Source organism: Enterococcus sp. DIV0421 (assembly GCF_051713745.1).
GTDB classification, from domain to species: Bacteria; Bacillota; Bacilli; order Lactobacillales; family Enterococcaceae; genus Enterococcus_D; species Enterococcus_D casseliflavus.
Window position 1 is genome coordinate 2054299 of sequence record NZ_JBIOQM010000001.1, and the last position, 19576, is coordinate 2073874.

The 19576-nt window shown below is 42.7% G+C and carries 15 protein-coding genes; 10 read left to right on the forward strand and 5 right to left on the reverse strand.

What is annotated here, in order from left to right:
- Positions 1-103 precede the first annotated feature (103 nt).
- From IGI96_RS09925 to IGI96_RS09965, 9 genes are all read left to right on the forward strand, one after another.
- On the forward strand, positions 104-1003 hold the full coding sequence (locus IGI96_RS09925) for a helix-turn-helix domain-containing protein (RefSeq protein WP_086339073.1): 900 nt from the start codon (positions 104-106) through the stop codon (positions 1001-1003).
- A gap of 40 nt (positions 1004-1043) precedes the next feature.
- Positions 1044-2687: a sensor histidine kinase gene (locus tag IGI96_RS09930; protein WP_086339074.1), complete on the forward strand. Its 1644-nt coding sequence runs from the start codon at positions 1044-1046 to the stop codon at positions 2685-2687.
- Positions 2662-4212 (forward strand): response regulator transcription factor, encoded by a 1551-nt coding sequence (locus IGI96_RS09935; protein ID WP_016609624.1) that lies wholly within the window; start codon positions 2662-2664, stop codon positions 4210-4212. The genes IGI96_RS09930 and IGI96_RS09935 overlap by 26 nt, the downstream gene beginning before the upstream one ends.
- A 121-nt stretch (positions 4213-4333) precedes the next feature.
- Positions 4334-5920: an extracellular solute-binding protein gene (locus IGI96_RS09940; RefSeq protein WP_016609625.1), complete on the forward strand. Its 1587-nt coding sequence runs from the start codon at positions 4334-4336 to the stop codon at positions 5918-5920.
- A 102-nt stretch (positions 5921-6022) separates the two neighbouring features.
- On the forward strand, positions 6023-6946 hold the full coding sequence (locus IGI96_RS09945) for an ABC transporter permease (protein ID WP_016609626.1): 924 nt from the start codon (positions 6023-6025) through the stop codon (positions 6944-6946).
- Between the two features lie 12 nt (positions 6947-6958).
- The gene (locus tag IGI96_RS09950; RefSeq protein WP_016609627.1) at positions 6959-7852 is read left to right on the forward strand and encodes a carbohydrate ABC transporter permease; all 894 of its coding nucleotides are present in this window, start codon (positions 6959-6961) and stop codon (positions 7850-7852) included.
- Positions 7853-7856: 4 nt separating this feature from the next.
- Complete coding sequence (locus tag IGI96_RS09955; RefSeq protein WP_086339075.1) at positions 7857-8489, forward strand: DUF624 domain-containing protein; 633 nt, start codon at positions 7857-7859, stop codon at positions 8487-8489.
- Positions 8490-8538: 49 nt separating this feature from the next.
- Entirely contained in the window at positions 8539-10479 is a 1941-nt protein-coding gene (locus IGI96_RS09960) for a glycoside hydrolase family 127 protein (RefSeq protein ID WP_086339076.1), read from the forward strand.
- A gap of 175 nt (positions 10480-10654) precedes the next feature.
- Positions 10655-13486 (forward strand): endo-beta-N-acetylglucosaminidase, encoded by a 2832-nt coding sequence (locus IGI96_RS09965; RefSeq protein WP_086339077.1) that lies wholly within the window; start codon positions 10655-10657, stop codon positions 13484-13486.
- 131 nt (positions 13487-13617) lie between these two features.
- On the opposite strand, the gene IGI96_RS09970 is transcribed toward IGI96_RS09965, so the two are convergent.
- The 4 genes from IGI96_RS09970 to IGI96_RS09985 are packed head-to-tail and all read right to left on the reverse strand — an operon-like array spanning position 13618 to position 17019.
- Positions 13618-14280, reverse strand: a complete 663-nt coding sequence (locus IGI96_RS09970; protein ID WP_005227316.1) for an ABC transporter permease — start codon at positions 14278-14280, stop codon at positions 13618-13620.
- A 4-nt stretch (positions 14281-14284) separates the two neighbouring features.
- Positions 14285-15205 carry an osmoprotectant ABC transporter substrate-binding protein gene (locus IGI96_RS09975; RefSeq protein WP_010748740.1) on the reverse strand — a complete coding sequence of 307 codons (921 nt, stop codon included), beginning with the start codon at positions 15203-15205 and terminating at the stop codon, positions 14285-14287.
- Positions 15205-15840 carry an ABC transporter permease gene (locus IGI96_RS09980; protein ID WP_016609633.1) on the reverse strand — a complete coding sequence of 212 codons (636 nt, stop codon included), beginning with the start codon at positions 15838-15840 and terminating at the stop codon, positions 15205-15207. The genes IGI96_RS09975 and IGI96_RS09980 overlap by 1 nt, the downstream gene beginning before the upstream one ends.
- A 3-nt stretch (positions 15841-15843) precedes the next feature.
- Complete coding sequence (locus tag IGI96_RS09985; RefSeq protein ID WP_005227327.1) at positions 15844-17019, reverse strand: betaine/proline/choline family ABC transporter ATP-binding protein; 1176 nt, start codon at positions 17017-17019, stop codon at positions 15844-15846.
- A gap of 352 nt (positions 17020-17371) precedes the next feature.
- Here IGI96_RS09985 and queA point away from each other — a divergent pair, with 352 nt between their 5' ends.
- Positions 17372-18403, forward strand: a complete 1032-nt coding sequence (gene queA, locus IGI96_RS09990; protein WP_010748742.1) for a tRNA preQ1(34) S-adenosylmethionine ribosyltransferase-isomerase QueA — start codon at positions 17372-17374, stop codon at positions 18401-18403.
- Between the two features lie 449 nt (positions 18404-18852).
- Here queA and IGI96_RS09995 read toward each other — a convergent pair whose 3' ends face one another.
- Positions 18853-19563, reverse strand: a complete 711-nt coding sequence (locus IGI96_RS09995) for a DUF975 family protein (RefSeq protein ID WP_034857863.1) — start codon at positions 19561-19563, stop codon at positions 18853-18855.
- Between the last annotated feature and the right edge of the window lie 13 nt (positions 19564-19576).

Sequence of the window (19576 nt, forward strand, 5' to 3'; positions counted from 1 at the left end):
GTTTTTCTTATAGTATAGTAAGCAATAAAAAAGAGAGGGAAAGTTTTGTCTACTAGAAATAAAAAAGAAAGAAATCGTCAACGAATGAAAAAGGAGTTGATCAATGGTGTTTCCACAAGAATCAAACTATGCGAAGATTACAGCATACTATAGTGTTGCCCTTGAGCGTTTTTCCATGGATCCACATCAACACCCAGCGTGTGAGATCATGTTTGTGACCAAAGGGAAGTGTAAGATAAAGGTGCAAGATCAAGTAATTGTTCTGGAAAGAAATGATTTCGTTTTCATAAACGCGTTTGTGGAACACGCCTTACTCGTTGAAGGAGATTCCTGCACCTTACTGAATATTGAATTTCTTCTGAGTGAGACACCGTCCGGCCTTTGTGTTCGTGATGTTTTTGCATACATCAAAGGAAATGTACAATTGAATGAGCCTTACGCGAAAAGTCGCGATGTCCGCCAATTTGGACAAGCGATCAAGTCATTGCTGCAGCTGCTAATGATCGATGATACTCAAGAGCAACCGTCTGCTGAACGGCAATTTACGATCGAGCTCTTGTTTAAGCGGATGTTGATGGAATTAGCCTTTTCATTACGTACGAAAGAAACCAAACGGGGCAATTGCTATGTGAACGCTGCGGTCAACTATATTCAACAGCATTTTGATGAAGATATTCAAGTCTCCCAAATCGCAGCGGCTGTGGGGATTACGAAAGCCTACTTGCATAAACTCTTTCATGAGCAACTGGGAGTGACGGTCAACCATTTTCTCACCAGTGAGCGTCTGAAGCAGGCAGCATTTTTACTAAGCAATAGTCAGCTGCCAATCGTCGAAATTGCCGCTCAAGCAGGATTCAACAGTAGGCAGCACTTTACCAATACTTTTAAACAGAAAAAAGGCATGAGTCCTAAAGTTTATCGTCAAATCTACACCCATCAAATCAAAGAAGAAGCCGGACAACATATATTAGGGGAACATACAGCTTTTTTAAGAATGAAGTAAAGACAGATAGTTAGAAAGTGTGAAGCGATTGAAGATAAAAATGAAACTTATGGTAACGATCATTATTGCGAATGTCGTTACTTCGTCACTGATCATTCTCTTTTTTTCTAATACCGCGAATAAGATCATTGATAAAAATATGGAGATCCAAGCGAAAGAGATCGAGGTCTCTATTTTACGTAATATCCATACGATCAGTACGGATCTTAATCATATCAATTATAAATTGATTATGGATGGCTACGACACGTTGAAAGAGGCCAGTGAACAACCACGGATTACGAGAGACACCTTTGAGAGCATCAAACTGACCATGGAATTGAAGGAGATCGTGGAACCATTGTATCAATTTCAACCTTATTTGCTGGGAATGGCGATTTATTCCAAAGAAAATCGATTGATGTCGTTTGGGTTAGTTGATCCAGTTGTTGAAGAAACGTTGATTGGTTACACCAATGAGGCCGCTTATGCAAGAGAAATTGATGATTCGACTGTTTATATCAAAAATGAAATCAAAGTCGGGCAAGTAGTCCTAGGGCACTTGGTGGGATTCCTTCATACAAGCGAGTTTCTTAATGATCAATTAGAAAACCTCCCAGCTGGGACGCAGATCGCCTTGTTAGATCAAAAGCAAACGGTGCTTGCTGAAGTTGGCACCATTGATGAAGACCAAGCCAATTTGTATGAGAAATCATTCTATAGTGAAGAAGTCGAAGCGTGGTTTCATCTCCATCTCCCCAAAAAACCATTTTTGGGACCGTTGACACAGAATTTGCGACTGATGATTTTCCTGTGTATCGTGATCGTCAGCATGAGTATTTTTGTGGCTACGCTGATTATATTAAAACTGTCGAAACGAATCGATCAATTAAACCAAGCAATGGAGCGGGTCAAGAATAAGGACTTATCGACCACTGTTGAGATTCAAGGAAATGACGAATTAAAACAAATGAGTATAGTCTTTAATTCGATGGTTGCCAATATCAATACTTTAATGGAAGAAAATAAAGCCAGAGAAAAAGAGAAAAAAGAAATTGAAATCGACTTTCTACAAGCTCAAATCAACCCCCATTTTCTGTCCAATACGCTAAACTCGATTACCTGGATGGCTGAATTACAACAGGCTAACAATATTGCCTATCTTTCGAAATCACTTGTATCATTGTTGCATGCCACGATGTATAAGGGACAAGACTTGATTCCTTTGTTTGAAGAAGTAGCCCATGTCAAAAGCTATGTGTCCATCCAAAAAGTTGCCTATATTGATAGCTTTGATGTTCATTGGGCGCTTGATCCAGCGATTTTATCTTGCCGTATCCTTCGATTTATTTTGCAGCCCATTGTTGAAAATAGCATTTTGCACAATTTTGTTGGAACAAATAGCGAAAAAGGGCAAATAAAAATAAGTGGAGAAAAAAAGGGAGATAAGCTTTGTTTAATGGTTGAAGATAATGGCAATGGACTAACAGAAGAAGCGATAAAACAGATAAACGAGCGAGAAAAAAGCAATGGAAAACACTATTCGAAAATTGGTATCCATAATATCGATAAACGAATCAAGCTCTACTATGGTCCAGACTATGGGATCACATATGAAACAGAGTTAGGGGTTTATACCCGGGTCATTATTGAGCTTCCTATGATTGGAGAAAAAGACGATGAAGAAAATAGCCCTCTTAGATGATGAGTTGATTTCACGCAACAAAATAAGTACTATTTTACAAAATTTCCCTCAATTTGAAATTGTACTCAGTACGGCAAATCCTTACGAGTTGTTAAATTATTTGGAGATTTATTCTGTAGATCTCATTTTTTTAGACATGAATATGCCAATTATGAATGGCTTAGCCTTTTTAGAACAATTGGAACTGATCGATCGCACGACTAAAGTGATCGTGATGAGTGGCTACGCCGACTTTAATTATGCGAGTGGTAGCATGAAATATGGAGTCGTTGACTATCTTTTGAAACATGAATTGAGCGAGGAAGTGATTTCGGAAGCGCTGAAAAAAATCAATTTTTTTACAGACGAGCCAATGGCTGCGCCTGCTTACGAGACACCCTCTCTACGAGACTTTTTTCATGGAAATACAAGCTTCTTGATGCAACAGTATCCGCATTTTGTAACTGAAAAAATGGTAGGACTTGTTATGATACCTATCTCTATCAGCAAAAATGTTTGGGACAAAGAAAAGTATAAACGAAAAGTGAGCGCTGTTTTAGAGCAATTGATTTTAGACACAAAGAATGAAACCATAGAAATGCTCTCTTTTGTGACTGATGATGGGAAGCTTTTTATGCTCTACTCGTTTGCAAAAATCAAATCCTATAAAGCGATCAATGATTACTTGGAAACGATCAAAACCAAGTGCTACCATGCTGCCAAGCGCTTACTAGATGTTGAACTTTTTCTCCTGCGCTCCCCAGTAAGCAATCAACTGTCGGAGGTATTAGAACTATTTAAGAGCGATGAACGAATCTCAGATTTACTCTTTTTTTCACGTCCGAATGAGTTGCTGCATTTTTCAAGCCAAGAATGCAGCAAAAACGTCTTTCAACAGCATGAGATCGCTTTGTATCTGAAAAAAATCTATTTTTATACCAAATACATCGAACCAGAGAACATCGAATATTATAGTAAAAAACTGTTTGAGTATATAAGAGAAAAACGGGTCGCACGTTCGCTGGCCTTAGAGCTAATTGCACAAATTGATTTTCAAATCAGTTTAGCGATGAGTAATAGCTTTAGACAGCCGATGGAAACGATGATTCAAATCAATTATTATCAACAGTTCGATACGTTACTAAGAATCGAAGCAGATTTTTTTGAAGCCATTTCATTAAGTGTAAAAAATTTCCAAAAAGAAGTCTTTAAGCCTGTTGACGAGCCGGTAAAAAAATGTATTCTTTATCTTCATCAACACTTCAAAGAACCGATCAGCTTGCAGACCTGCGCCGAAGCGATTGATTTAAATTATTCCTATTTAAGTAGGGTGTTTAAGCAGCAATGGGGACAGTCTTTTTCAAAATACTTGTCTGAGTTGCGGATCGATTATGCAAAATTATTGTTGAGTACCTCGTCTTGTAGTGTCAATGAAGTCGCAAGGCAAAGCGGATTTGCGAACTATAATTATTTTTTTCGTGTTTTTAAAGAACGTGTAGGAATCTCTCCATATCAGTTTAACCGCAACATTATGGACTATGAATGAAGCGGATCATGTAAAAATGGTTGGCGAGTAAAAAAAAGAGAGTAGAAGTAAAAATTGTTAATAAAAGCGTTTTCATTTTCGACGTTATACTTAGTGTAACAAGAGTGAAAGGGATGAGAAAATGAAAAAATTAGGTTTGGTGTTTTGTTCTGCAGCATTGATCGGATTGCTCTCTGGATGCGGGGGAGGATCTTCAAGTGAGGGAGATGGAGAGTCGTCAAGCAACCAGTTAAATGTGTTAGTGGTAAAACATGGCTTGACGCAAAAGAACAAAGATATTGAGTGGTTGAACAAACTAGAAGAAGAACTTGAGCTGACCATAAAGTGGGAGGAAGTTTCCGCTGATTGGGATCAGAAAAAAGCCCCAATGTTGGCTTCTGGAGATATTCCCGATTTGATTCTGGGACCAAATGTTGTGACGGATGCGGAATTTGCGAAGTTTCCTGGCTTGTTCACCGATTTATCTGATCACTTAGATGCCCTGCCAAATGTTCAAAAGATGTTTGAAGAAAAACCAGAAACAAAAGCACTTGCTACTCAACTGAATGGAGAGATCTATGGCTTACCAAAATACCAGCGTTTTTGGCCTAAATCTGCTTCTCGTCAATATATCAATCAAACGTGGCTGGACAATCTTGGGTTAGACGTACCTGAAACATGGGATGAACTATTCGAAGTGTTGGTCGCATTCAAAGAAAACGATGCGAATGGAGATGGGGATGCCAGCGATGAAATTCCAATGGATTGGAGTCCAGTTGGAACCGGCGGTTTTGGCTATTTCCAACCAATGCAGCTTTTAGCAAGTACGGGTATCGTTGTTTCTGAAGGAGGAAATACCGGCTACTTTGCTGAAAATGGACAGGTAGGCAACTTCTTTGTTGATGAGCGTTACAAAGAAACAGTGGAATTTTTGAACAAGTGCTGGGAAGCTGGCTTGATTAATCCTAAGGCTTTTTCTCAAGATTATAGTGCCTATCAGTCCACTGGTAGAGGAGAAGGCGAGACGGCAAAAGTCGGTTTTACTTGGGGCTGGGAAGCTTCAGACCGATTTGGTAATCAGTTAGCAGATCAATATACATCAATGGCACCATTGATTCAAAAAGCTGGAGTGGAACCGACATGGAGCTATGAAACCTCGCTTAATTATGGGGTAAACTTTGCCGTTGTTTCCTCTCAAACCAAAAATATGGACGGAGCCTTAAAATTCGTCAATGCGCTATACGATCCAGAAATCGGAATCCAAGCATTGTTTGGGTCATTGGGCACTAACATCGAAAAAGACGGGGACACTTACCGCGTCTTGCCACCTGCAGATGAAAATGTCGATCCAGGGACATGGAAGTGGACAACAACTTGGGCGGACAATAGTCCAATGTATATTTCAGACGCTCTTGATGTCGAACTTGGCGCAGATATGAAAGCAAATGAGGTCCAAGATGAAGTGTTGCATCCTTACGTGGATAAAATCGTTCCTGAAGAACAAGTAGTACCATTCAATCTCTTGAAATTTAGTAATGAGGATGCTACAACACTAGCAAACAACAATACAACGATCCTCAATGAAGCAATGACAAAATTTGCTAAATGGGTGACAAAAGGCGGCATTGAAGATGAGTGGGAGCAATATGTCACAACCTTGCAAAATAGCGGCTTAGATCAAAATATCGAGATCGTTCAAAAAGGATTTGATCAATATTACGGGAATTAAGTGAGTGGTGAGGCTGGTCAGAGTTGAGTAAAGCAATCGCAAGTTCATGCTTGAATAACAAAGACCAGCCATTTACCTAAATCTATCAAAGGAGTGAAGATCATGGACACAGTTCTCGTGAAAAAAAATAATCGGCTACTCTCTCATTTCAGTCGACAATGGCAGCTATGGTTGATGGTTTTACCGGCATTAGCGATCATTTTGGTTTTTAATTACATACCAATGTATGGTATCCAACTAGCATTTCGGGAATTCGATTTTACGAAGGGACTCACTGGTGGCGAATTTGTCGGTTTCAAGTATTTCCAACAATTTTTCGAAAGCCCGATGTTCCAAACCGTGATAGTCAATACGTTGCGGATCAGTGTGACAACGCTGATTTTTGGGTTCATTGCCCCCATTTTATTGGCATTGATCATCAATCAAATCAGAAACCCTAAAAGAAAAAAAGTCATGCAAACTGCGGTTTATTTACCTCACTTCATTTCTACGGTCGTGATGGTAGGGATATTGCAAGTCTTTCTTTCACCAGAAACAGGTGTTTTAGTCAACCTCTTGAACTTGGATTCTTCTGTCAACTTAATGGGGAGCGACAGTACGTTCGTGCCCGTCTATGTCATTTCTGAGGTTTGGCAGCACTGTGGCTGGAACAGCATTATTTACTTAGCGGCACTTTCGAGTATCGATACGCAACTCTATGAATCAGCAGATATCGATGGCGCCAATCGTTTTCAAAAAATCCTCCATGTTGATATACCAGCATTAGTGCCAACGATGGTTATTTTGTTGATTATGAATATGGGTGGGGTTTTAAATGCTGGCTTTGAGAAGATTTTCCTGATGCAAAATAGTTTGAATTTGAGCGTCTCAGAAGTCATTTCTACGTATGTGTATAAAATTGGGATTTTAAACAGTCAATTTAGTTATTCAACAGCGATCGGGCTATTCAATAACATCATTAATTTTCTCTTTTTAGTTTTAGCAAATGGTCTTTCGAAAAAATACACGAACCGTAGTTTATGGTAAAGGGGTGGCTATATGAATCTATCACTAACAAACAAACCTAAATCAGATCTTCTTTTTAACCTAGCGATCATCATACTTTGCTTGAGTATCTTTTTGATTGTCGTCTATCCGCTCTTTTTTGTCGTCATCGCTTCAATTAGTGATTCCAACATGGTTTCTAAAGGATTAGTCACACTCTTTCCTAGGAATATCAGCTTTTTTGGTTTTGAAAAAATTTTACAAGATGCTAGGATCTGGACGGGCTATCGCAATACCTTGATTTATACGTTAGGAGGAACGGCGGTCAATTTAATTTTTACTTTGCCCGCAGCTTTTGCCTTATCAAGAAAGGAATTTAAACCTCGAAAACTTTTGATGTTTCTCTTTACCTTTACGATGTTTTTCAATGGTGGCTTGATCCCTACGTATTTACTTTATCGAGATGTGGGGTTGATCGATAGTATGTGGGTCTTTATTATTCCCTCAGCAGTCAATGTCTATAACTTGATCATTGCAAGAAGCTTTTTTGAGACAAGCATTCCGGATAGTCTCTATGAAGCAGCCGCTCTAGATGGTTGCTCCTATGCAAAATTTTTTGTTACTGTGGCGCTACCGCTATCCAAAGCAGTCATTTCTGTGGTGGGTCTTTACTATTTGGTCCAACATTGGAACGATTTCTTTACAGGACTCGTATTTATTCGCGACTACGAAAAACAACCTTTACAGATCGTTCTGCGAGATATTTTACTATCAAATCAAGCATCTGCAGGTGGTGCGGGCGCTTTGGGTGATGGCTACGGACAACAATATGCAGATCAGATCAAATATGGCGCCATCATTGTTTCGACCTTACCGATTTTGGTGATCTATCCTTTCCTACAGAAATACTTTGATAAAGGAGTCATGATTGGTGCAATGAAAGGGTGAGTACATGAATAAGCTAGTCGATATACATGTGAGCATTGGGAAAAAAGGCTTACTGTTATTTCTGTTGCATTGCTATTGGCTGCTGTTTACCTTATTCGGCTTAGTTCTTTTCGGACTATTGCCAGCAACCAATGCGGTTTACGAACTTTGCAATGATGAAAAATATCAAGAAGCAAATGCGATAAAATTGTTTCAGTCCTTTGCAAAAAGCTTTCGAAAAAACTTTTGGAGAATGAATCGATTAGGACTCTTTATCCTTCCTTTAGCAGCCCTTTTTTCGATTGACTTGATGCTAATGAGACACTATGTCTTTACCGAAGCCGATACAACCGTTTATTTGTTGATCCAACTTCTGATAGTGATTAGTCTCCTTTTTTTAGCCAATCTCTTTTGGTTTTTTCAACACGAACGAGCTTGGAAACCCATGCTTAAAAAAAGTTTGATTCTAATGCTTGGCAAACCTGGATTGACCGGTCAAATTTTCGTCCTTATGGTCGGGATCAGCTGTTGCTACTACCTACTACCGGGTTTATTCTTCGTATTTGGTGTTACACCGCTGGTTTATTTTCAACTTAATTTGTTTAAACAAAAAGATGCGTATGTCTTTTTACCTGAAAAAAAGCATACGACTGTCTAAGCTCGTACATTTACCATAAAATCTCAAAATAAAAGAACAGGAGAACGAAATGAAAGAATTCGCATTAAACAAGATCCAGCTCACGGACGAGTTTTGGCAAGGATACCAAGAGCTTGTTCGCAAAGAAACGATTCCTTACCAATACCAAGTCCTAAATGATGAAATCGATGTAGATGTTCAAGCAGAACGGGAAGATCCCAATTTGCCAGCTGGGAAAAGCCATGCATTGGCGAATTTTCGCATCGCTGCAGGGCAAATGGAAGGGGAACATTTTGGCTGGTTTTTCCAAGATAGTGATGTCTACAAATGGATCGAGTCGGCTGGGTATAGCTTGTTGAATACTAGCGATCCGCAATTGGAAAAGACAGTAGATGAAGTGATTGACTTAGTTGCTGCGGCGCAAGAAGCGGACGGCTACTTAAATACCTTCTTTCAATTGACCCGACCGAAGTTAAAATACCGTCAGCTGTATTTCAGTCATGAACTTTATTGTGCCGGGCATCTAGTCGAAGCGGCTATCGCTTATGATCAAGCAACAGGCAAGGATAAATTACTGACCGTGGCAGAGAAAAATATCGCCAATATTTGCACGTATTTTGGGCGGGAGCCTGGAAAAATTCAAGGTGCTGATGGCCATCAAGAGATCGAATTGGCTCTGGTGCGTTTGTATGAATACACTGGTAAACAAACCTATTTGACATTAGCTGATTTCTTTCTTGAAGTACGTGGGGAAGATCCTGCCTTTTACGAAAAAGAAATCTTGAAAAACCAAGCGGATGGCTTATCAGATGAAACGCCAAGGGTAGACCTCACCTATTTACAAGCCTACGATCAACCTAAAAAGCAGCATGAAGCCAAAGGTCATGCGGTACGAATGCTGTATATGGCAAGCGGTATGGCAAAAGTTGCCCAGCATACCCAAGATCAAGCATTAAGCGACGCTTGCGAAGCGATTTGGGAAGACATCGCCTGTAAGAAAATGTATGTGACCGGTGGCGTCGGCTCAACCGTTCACGGGGAAGCCTTTGTCGGTCCCTATGATTTGCCAAATGATACGATGTATTGTGAAACTTGTGCAGCCATTGCATTGGTCCAATTTTCTTTTGAGCTGTTCAAACTAACCAATGAACCAAAATATTTAGCGACGATGGAACGAGCGTTGTATAATAGCGTCCTTTCTGGTGCGGCAATTGACGGCAAACACTTTTTCTACGTGAATCCTTTGGAGGTCAATCCCCAACGAGATCAGGAAAATCCTGGCAAAGGCCACGTCAAAGCTCAACGACCTGATTGGCTCGGTTGTGCGTGTTGTCCGCCCAATTTTGCACGGATGGTCGCTTCGCTGCAGCGCTTGGTTTACACTTGCGATCAAGAGAAGCTTTACGTGAATTTATTTGTAGCAAGCCGTTTAGAAGAACCTGATCAATTTACGTTTGAACAAACGGGCGGGTTTCCTTTTACAGAGGACCTCACGATTCGCTATCAAGGCATTCCAAAGACGCTCATCATCCACAAACCTAACGGACTAAGTAAGTTTCAAATCGATAGTGAACACGAATGGCAGGAGACGAGCGAGGCAATCATCTTTGAGGCAGTCGAAAACGTGACGGCCAATATCCGTTTTGAACAACCATTGCAAATCTTGCGTGCGAATCCTCAAGTTATTCAAGCTATCAATCAAGTCGCATTGCAACGTGGCCCCTTCGTGTATTGCATAGAAGAAGCCGACAATGGTCAAGCACTCTGGCGTTGCCGCATCGACCCACAGGCGCTGGAGGCGACCTTTTCGAAAGAGGATACGTTGTTGCCAACTACTTTACGTTTGGCGATCAAAGGCTACCAAAGCGAAGAATGGTCGGGAACAACCCTTTACGAAGAACGAGCGGAAACGGTCATACCTCGTACGTGGCAACTGATCCCATACCATTTATGGGGCAATCGGGGCATAGGCGAAATGCGCGTTTGGCTGCCGCTCGTTGGAAAGGAGTAAGAAGTAAGCAGGGCCAAAGAGCTTCCCTAAACGGAGGCTCTTTTTTTTCTAAACTCAACCTTCTTGGATTTGTTGCATGATTTCTTTAATTTGTTCCTATATTCCGGTCTTTGAAAGCGTTATCGTTTTAGTGTAGGAATGTTGGCGGGTTTATGTAAAACAAGGAGGAAGAAGTGTGACAAGGAAAATCAGTAAAGTTGGCGTATCTTTGTTGGTATTGGCAGCGGCAACGGCAATCGGCGGCTGCACCCAAAGTGAGGCGAAGACAACTGGAAAAGTCGTTTACCAAGAAACAGCCAAAAGTACGTTGGAAAAAGCGATGGACAATCAACCGGAGTCGTCTTATTGGTTCCCAGAAGATTTGTTGGCATGGTCTTTTGAAAAAGATCCAGATGCGAAATATAATACCAGCGTTGTTCCATTAGCGCAGCGGGCAGCTAAAGAGACGTTGCCGAAGATGAATGACACGCAAACGGCAGAAACCAAAGTCGTAGCGCTTTCGATCATGAATAGCAGTACGAGCGGCAATGCACCACGAGGGATCAATACCTTTGATGCCAATGTCTTTTCTTATTGGCAATACATCGATCAATTGGTTTATTGGGGCGGCTCTTCTGGCGAAGGGATCATCGTACCACCAAGTCCTGATGTGACAGATGCTGCTCATAGGAATGGCGTGCCGGTTTTAGGAACGATCTTCTTTCCACAAACTGCCCATGGTGGGAAGTTGGAATGGCTAGATACGTTTTTAGCTAAGGATGAGGACGGCAACTTTCCGATCGTAGAAAAAATGATCGAAGTTGCCAATACGTATGGCTTTGATGGCTGGTTCATCAATCAAGAAACCGATACGGCGGTCACTAGTTTTGATGATGCAGCGGAAGGTGTCGAACAATCGGGGACTGATGGTAAAGGATTAAATGAAAGCCACGCCAAAGCGATGCAAGAATTGATTGCCCAATTCAAAGAACAAGCCGACGAGCATTTAGAGATCATGTGGTATGATTCCATGACGAGTGATGGGAAAATGGATTGGCAAAACGCTTTGACGGATAAGAACAAAGCCTATTTGGTGGATGCAGAGATGAACCCATTGGCAGATAGTATGTTCTTGAATTTCTGGTGGACCACTGACAAACTGGCGGACAAAGAGCTGTTGAAGGCCTCCAAGGAAAAAGCCCGTGAAATCGGTGTCGATCCTTACAATCTTTTTGCTGGGATCGATGTGCAAGAAAATGGCTATTCAACGCCTGTACGCTGGGATCTGGTTACGGATGAAAAAGGCGTTCCTTATACCTCATTGGGCCTGTATGTGCCTAGCTGGACCTATTCTTCTGCTAGTACGCCGGATGATTTCCAAAGCAAAGAGAATGCTTTTTGGGTCAATAACACGGGCGATCCTCGGGAAAGCCAGCTGCCAGAAGCGACAGAGTGGCCTGGGATCTCCACCTATGCCCTGGAACAGACCGCTATCACAGAGCTGCCTTTTGTGACGAATTTTAGTCTGGGGAATGGCTACAACTATTTTATCGAGGGAGAAAAAGTGTCCAGCCGCAATTGGAACAACCGAAGCTTGCAAGCTGTTTTGCCGACCTATCGTTGGGTCTTTGACCATGGAAAAGACAATGATTTGGCTGTATCAATCAATTATGCGGATGCCTATAATGGCGGAAATGCACTGAAACTACGTGGACAGATGACAAAAGGTAGTACCAGTCACATGGCATTGTATCAGACAGCATTTCCTGTGACGAAAAAGACGAAGCTGACGACGACTGTCAAAGCAACGGTACCGACAGCTCTTGATTTGGTCGTGACTTTAGCTGATGGTTCAACACAAACGATCAAAGGAGACAAAGAGGTCGCAACAGACTGGACGACGATCACTTACTCATTGAAAGACATCAAAGGGGAAGTGACAGCGATCGGTTATGACATAACCACGAAAGAAACCAGTGATGTCTATGAGTTGAATCTAGGGCAATTAACGATCGGAGATCAGAAAGCAGAGAAATTCGCTGCCGAAGCATTGACGGTTGAGGATGTGCTCTTTGATGAAGAAGAGGGCAACTATGCGGGGGTCCGTTTAACGTGGGAAGCTGCCAAGGACAAGACAGCTGCGGTTTATGAGGTCTACCAATTGAACGATGACGGCTCACGCTCCTTCTTAGCAGCTACGCCAGCAACCAACCACTATTTGAATGCCGTTGAACGACCAAAAGGGACGAAAACCAAGTTTGCGGTGGTGGCAGTGGATCGCTATGGCAATCGCGGCAAGCTATCCGATACGGTGGAGATCACTTGGCCAAACAATCAGCTGCCAAAAGCAGCCTTTACAGCCTCTAAAACCTTAGCGGCACCGGGGGAAACGATCACCTTCACGAATACCTCATCTGCGAATGCCGAAGCATTTGAATGGACGTTTGAAGGCGGCGATATCACAAGCAGTACAGAAGAAAATCCCCAAGTGACCTATTCGGAACCAGGTACCTACAAAGTTACGCTTGTTGCCAAAAACGAAGCAGGAGAGACCCCTCTGGAAATGGCGGGATTGATCACGATTTCTGCTGATGCGCCGAAAGAGTTGCTGCTGCTTTCAAAAGATGCCGAAGCAACTGCTTCATCGTTTGTCAATGATGCCGAAGCACCAGCTTTTGCCCTCGATGGTGATTTGAGTACGAAGTGGTGTGCGACAGGCAATGCGCCTCATGAGTTGATGATCGATCTCGGTCGACCACAAACGGTCAGTGAAGTACGCCTCGCCCATGCGAAAGCTGGTGGAGAAGGTCCAGACATGAATACGCGGGCGTATACGGTGCTCGTCAGTGAAGATGGCAAAGACTATGAGCCAGTTTCACGAACGTTGAAAAATGAAGCGGGCACTAGCACCAATACGTTTGCCGTCAAGAAGGTGCAATATGTAAAAATCAGTATCGATAAACCAACACAAGGAGCAGACTCAGCAGCCCGAATCTATGAAGTCGAAGTATACGGAATGGATAAATAGCAAAAAAGAGCAGGGCGTTAACCCTAAAAAGGGAAGCGGCTGAAGCGATGCTTTTCTGAAAAATGACCGAACCAAAAAAGCCGTTGCGACCAATAAATGGTCACAACGGCTTTTGCTTTTTCCCAATAAGATTAGCGTGAAGTACGGCTGGCGGGATCTAAGCGGCGTTCAATAAAGCTCAATCCAAGATCCGTAATGATCGCCATCAAGGCAGTTGGTAAAGCACCGGCTAAGATGATCGATGCACCATCTGTCGCATTGGTTCCGCGGATGATGATGTCCCCCAGTCCACCAGCACCAACGAAAGCCCCAATGGCGGTGATACCGATCGCCACGACTAAGGCGTTTCGAATCCCTGCCATGATCACCGAAACAGACAAGGGCAATTCGATCATATACAATCGCTGCCAGCTAGTCATCCCCATCCCTTTGCCGACATCTAACGTATTGCGGTCGACTTGGCGCATGCCGGTATAGGTATTTTTGATGATCGGTAACAAAGAATAAAGGAAAATCGTTAAAATCACGACATTCACACCTAAGCCCATGCCGATCATTAAAATCGAGATCATCGCTAAAGATGGAATCGTCTGGATGATATTGGCGAAACGAATCACCCAATCTGCCAAACGCATTTTTTTAGAAATCAAGATCCCGATTGGAATCCCGACGATCGAGGCAAAAAGTACCCCGTAGATTGAAATCAAGAAGTGACGAATGAACTGGGCAAAAACATAGCCGCCGTTTTCTTGAAAATAGAAAAGAAATTGTTGGAATAAATTCATGTCTGCCATTTCGTCACTCTCCTTCGAAGTAATTATTTTCTTCTAAGAAACGTTCGGCAACTACCGTTGGTTCTAGAAGGTCATTATCCACTTGGTAATTCAATTCTTGCATTTTTTCGGTATCGATTTTGCCTGCTAATTTGTTCAGGGCATCGCCGATTTCAGGTGTTTCTTTCAACAATTTGTCATCGACGATCGGTGCGGCATCATAAGGCGGGAAGAAGTTTAGATCATCTTCCAGCATCACGAGATCGTAACTGCCGATCCGGCCGTCGGTTGAGTACCCTAAAACGATATCCATTTTTCCGTTATCAACAGCATCATAGACGAGACCGATCTGCATCGGTAGGATGTTTTGGAAAGAGAACCCATAGGCTTTCTGGAAGCCATCGTACCCATCGCCGACCCGTGTAATCCACGCGGTATCGACCCCTGCAACCAATTGATCTGCGACATCTTTCAAGTCACTGACTTTTTCCAATCCGTATTCTTCGGCAGTATCTTTTCTGACAAGAAAGACATACGTGTTATCAAAGCCGTAAGAAGGGAACCAAGTCTGTTGGTACCGTTGCTCAAATTCTGATTTGACTTTGTCAAAGGCGGCTTGCGGATCAGATTCTGGCTCCAACCCTAACGTCGTGGTCAAGTCAGTTCCTGTGTAGCGGGCAGCTGAGATCGACGCATCGCCATTCATCATCGCTTGGTGATTGATGGTCGTTGTTGCTAAGTTGTTAATGACGGTTGTGTTTTTATCCGTATAGTGTTCGACCATACCGGCAACCACCGCGCCAAGAATTTGGGCTTCGGAAGTGATCCCACCTGTGATCGCCACGGTATTCTCATCAGAAGTCGAAGCTAAACCGGGAAAGGAACAGCCGGACAGTAAAGCGACACCTAAGGAAAACAACAGCGCTAATTTTGAAGTTTTTTTCATTACGCATCCCCCCTTAAGGCAGCTGGTGTCAGTTTGTTTTCTAACAAACCCAGTAACCAGTCAGCTAATAAAGCAAAGATCGTCACTGGAATCGTCCCAGCAAAAATCAAAGGCGGTTGGTAGTTGTTTAGTCCGCTAAAGATCAAATCACCAAGTCCACCGGCACCAATGTAAGAAGCCAAGGTAGCCCAGGCTAAAACATACACGGCCGATAAGCGGATCCCTGCCATGATCGTTGGGATCGCTAGAGGTAATTCCACACTGATGATCGACTGCAAGTTGGTCATCCCCATCCCTTTGGCAACATCGCGGTAATTCCAATCGACTTTTTTCATTCCAATGTAGGTATTTCGCAAAATCGGCAACAAGGAATAAATGAAAAGAGCGACGATAGCAGGGACTTTTCCGACACCTAAAATCGGGATCATCAATGCCAATAGTGCCAAAGAAGGCACGGTTTGCAACGCACTGGTGATGCCGATCACGACCGTTGCTGCTTTGGGGAAACGGGTCAAGATCACACCGATCGGTACGGCAACAAGAATCCCTAAGAGCAAAGCAGCAAAGGAGATATACAAGTGTTCGAGACTTTTGGTGACCAATTGGCCGCCATATTCATTAAAGAAGCTTTGCATGCGCTAGACCTCCTCAGTTTCTTCAGGTTTCGCCGACTCAATGGCTTCCATGATCGATGGCTCATCGCCCCAAATCACGTCATAAACGATATCAACTAAGGAAGCACGGGTCAAAATCCCGACTAAATGTTTGTCGGCATCTACTACTGGGACATATTTTAAGCCGCGTTTTAAGATGCGTTGCAAGGTATCCCGCAACAAGGCGGTTTCACGAACGAAAAAGACATCTTTGTTCAAGATATCGCCGACACTAGTAACTTTGCCACGGTTGCGGTCGATGGATTCGACATCGATGTAGCCTTTTAGCACGTTGCTATTGTCGGTAACCAGCAAGGTATCGACCCGTTTTTCCCGCATCAAATGAATCGCTTCTTGTAAGGATTTTTCTGGTGTGATAGCGATCGGGGTATTCAACATCACGTCTTTGACTGGCGTTGTGTCAGGTTTTGCTTGCAACAAGCGGTCCTCACCGATCAACTCTTCCACAAACGGTGTTGCTGGGTGTTGCAGAATATTTTCTGGTGTATCAAATTGAATGACTTTTCCTTCACTCATGATCACGATGCGGCTAGCAAGTTTCAATGCTTCATCCATATCATGGGTAACGAAGACGACGGTTTTTCCAAGCCGTTCTTGCAAGTCTTTGACCAAATCTTGTAGGGAATCACGAGTGATTGGGTCTAGTGCGCCAAAAGGCTCATCCATTAAGATGACATCTTGGTCAGCTGCCAAGGCACGGACAACACCGATTCGTTGCTGTTGCCCCCCAGATAATTCGTTGGGGTAACGGTCGAGCATTTCTCGCGGCAATTCCACCAAGTCGATCATGCGCTCGGCAGTTTTGTTGCGTTCTTCTTGGCTGACTTTTAACAATTTTTGAACCAGTGTAATGTTTTCCCGAATCGTCATGTGAGGCATCAAACCGATGCTTTGGATCACATAGCCGATTTGACGGCGTAATTCCACTGGGTTGATCTCTGTAACGCTTTTTCCATTGATCAAGATTTTTCCTTTAGAAGGATCCGTCATACGGTTGATCATCCGCATACAAGTCGTCTTTCCGCTACCACTTGTCCCGATGAAGCAAATGAATTCGCCTTTTTCAAAGGAAAGATTCACATCTTCAACAGCGACTTTACCACCTTTGTAAATTTTGGATACCTGCTGAAACTCAATCATGATGTCACCTCTATTTTTATTTAAGCAATCTGAATAATGGCTTAGAATCTGTACTAAGTATGCCGAAAAGTCCCTTGTTATTCAAATAATCTGCCCATTTTTTTCATAATTGTATAGACAAAACCGAAAATAGCGCCAGAAGCAAGTCCAAATTAAGGAGCGATGCATAGGGAATAGAAACGGCGAAGATCCCCCGTTATTTTCCATTGGGAAAAAGGGGGTTTTTTTGCAGAACGCCTTGGCAGCAGTCTCTTTATTTTTTTCTAAGAAAGGGCAGAATAAAAAGCTGTTTTTTCAATTTTTATAAAAACATGCTAGAATAGAGAAGAATTTAGGGAAAGAGAGGAACAACATGCTTACAACTGAAGATTTTGATTTTGAATTACCGGAAGAACTGATCGCCCAAACGCCATTAAGCGATCGCTCAAGTTCCCGTTTATTAGTGGTTGACCGTGAGACTGGCAAATTTGAGGACAAGCACTTCTATAACATCATTGATGAATTGGCACCAGGGGATGCTTTGGTGATGAATGATACGCGGGTATTACCAGCTCGTATCTATGGCGAAAAACAAGAAACAGGTGCCCATTTGGAAATCCTTTTACTGAATAATATTGAAGGGGATACGTGGGAAACCTTGATCAAGCCAGCCAAAAGAGCCAAAGTCGGCACGAAGATCACCTTTGGCGACGGACGATTAGAGGCAGTGGTGGAAGAAGAGCTCGATCACGGCGGCCGGATCATTCGTTTTCAATACAAAGGGATCTTTTTAGAGATTCTGGAATCACTTGGCGAAATGCCGTTACCGCCTTACATCAAAGAACGGCTAGAAGACCCAGACCGCTATCAAACGGTTTATGCCAAAGAAAACGGCTCAGCTGCTGCACCGACTGCTGGCTTGCATTTTACCCCAGAATTGCTGGAGCAGATCGCCGCAAAAGGCGTCAAGCTGGTTTATCTGACTTTGCACGTTGGTTTAGGAACGTTTCGTCCAGTGAGTGTCGATAATATCGCTGATCATGAGATGCACAGCGAATTTTACCGTTTGACAGAAGAAGCTGCCGCTCAATTGAACGAGGTTCGGGCAAATGGCGGCAAGATCGTTGCAGTCGGAACGACTTCGATCCGTACGTTAGAAACCATTGGGACTAAGTTTGATGGGCAAATCAAAGCCGATAGTGGGTGGACGAGTATTTTTATCACGCCAGGCTATCAGTTTAAAATCGTGGAAGCTTTTTCTACCAACTTCCATTTACCAAAATCAACCTTAGTGATGTTAGTCAGTGCCTTTGCAGGACGCGACCTAACACTTTCTGCCTACCAGCATGCCATTGATGAGCGGTATCGCTTCTTTAGCTTTGGCGATGCGATGTTCTTAAAATAAACAAAAAAAACTGAGCGACGTAAGCGGCTCTTTAAGTTGACACAATTTCTCAACTTTTAGAACTGCTTTTTTGTCGCCCAGCTTACTACTAGAGGAAGGTATAAGTGGTGGTCGCTTTTTGTGGTCCATGCAAAGCAATGTTTCTCGAAAATTTGTTTTCATTTACAAACTTACACATGTTTCGTGTATTCCGATACAAAATGAGACGTATCATTTTTCGATATGGAAATGTTCGATCCTTGTTACGTTTTTCTTCTTGTTACTTTACACGTTTGGTACTAGGTGAAACTTGTACGTTCAACAACTTTTAGTAGATTGAGTTTGCGATATTTACGAAAACCACCAACAGAGTTGCTACCTTCCTTACACGTATACTATAACACGAAAAGGAAGCGTTTGCAAAAGAAAAAGGTCGTTTTCCTCAAAAAAAAGACCGGCGAACCGATCTTTTAAGCAAGTGCTCGTTTAGGCAGATTGTCATAAAACGCTGCTTTGGTTGCACTGATGTATGGCGTCAACCATAAGTAGCCGATTCCTGCAGTCATGATGGCCAAAATGTGCCAGCCGATGAAGCTCAGATCAAGGATGAACAGTTGCCCTTTGTAGCCTCTCATTAAATGACGGCTACCTGTGATGCAGCTGAGAAAATCTGGTCGCATGCCAGTTTCTTCATAAGTATCATAAAAGACAAAATATGCTTGAGAATAAGAATAAGCTTTGATGATCCCAGGAATGATAAACAGGAATGTCCACAACGTCGTGAAGATAGTCGACAAAATATAAATGACGATGATCCCTAACACGAAAGCACCACTGAAGCCACGAAAGACATCAGAAAAGGGTTGGATCGACTGTTTTTTACCGCGTAAAAGATCAAGGAAAGTCCAAGAGATCCCAGCACCGAATAAGGCAGAAAATAGACCGCTGATCAAACCGCCGCCGCCACTGCCACCACTGCCGCCAGCGGAATTGACTGCATCGGTAGAACCAAGATCATTGAACATACCGCTTTGATACAATGGAATAACAGTAAGGACGATAATGACGAATGCGATAGCGATCGAGATCAAAGTCGGTACAATACACATCAAAACACTGTCTTTCCAGCGGCCTCGCAGGATTGCTTTTGCTTCTGCTTTTAGCTCTCTATTTGATTTCATTTCAAAAAACCTC

Coding starts and splice junctions, on each gene's coding strand:
- IGI96_RS09980 (WP_016609633.1), bottom strand. CDS start 15,840: ATGCAAAGCTTCTTTAATGAATATGGCGGCCAATTGGTCACCAAAAGT.
- IGI96_RS09950 (WP_016609627.1), top strand. CDS start 6,959: ATGAATCTATCACTAACAAACAAACCTAAATCAGATCTTCTTTTTAAC.
- IGI96_RS09925 (WP_086339073.1), top strand. CDS start 104: ATGGTGTTTCCACAAGAATCAAACTATGCGAAGATTACAGCATACTAT.
- IGI96_RS09955 (WP_086339075.1), top strand. CDS start 7,857: ATGAATAAGCTAGTCGATATACATGTGAGCATTGGGAAAAAAGGCTTA.
- queA (WP_010748742.1), top strand. CDS start 17,372: ATGCTTACAACTGAAGATTTTGATTTTGAATTACCGGAAGAACTGATC.
- IGI96_RS09960 (WP_086339076.1), top strand. CDS start 8,539: ATGAAAGAATTCGCATTAAACAAGATCCAGCTCACGGACGAGTTTTGG.
- IGI96_RS09940 (WP_016609625.1), top strand. CDS start 4,334: ATGAAAAAATTAGGTTTGGTGTTTTGTTCTGCAGCATTGATCGGATTG.
- IGI96_RS09995 (WP_034857863.1), bottom strand. CDS start 19,563: ATGAAATCAAATAGAGAGCTAAAAGCAGAAGCAAAAGCAATCCTGCGA.
- IGI96_RS09945 (WP_016609626.1), top strand. CDS start 6,023: ATGGACACAGTTCTCGTGAAAAAAAATAATCGGCTACTCTCTCATTTC.
- IGI96_RS09975 (WP_010748740.1), bottom strand. CDS start 15,205: ATGAAAAAAACTTCAAAATTAGCGCTGTTGTTTTCCTTAGGTGTCGCT.
- IGI96_RS09970 (WP_005227316.1), bottom strand. CDS start 14,280: ATGGCAGACATGAATTTATTCCAACAATTTCTTTTCTATTTTCAAGAA.
- IGI96_RS09985 (WP_005227327.1), bottom strand. CDS start 17,019: ATGATTGAGTTTCAGCAGGTATCCAAAATTTACAAAGGTGGTAAAGTC.
- IGI96_RS09930 (WP_086339074.1), top strand. CDS start 1,044: ATGAAACTTATGGTAACGATCATTATTGCGAATGTCGTTACTTCGTCA.
- IGI96_RS09935 (WP_016609624.1), top strand. CDS start 2,662: ATGAAGAAAATAGCCCTCTTAGATGATGAGTTGATTTCACGCAACAAA.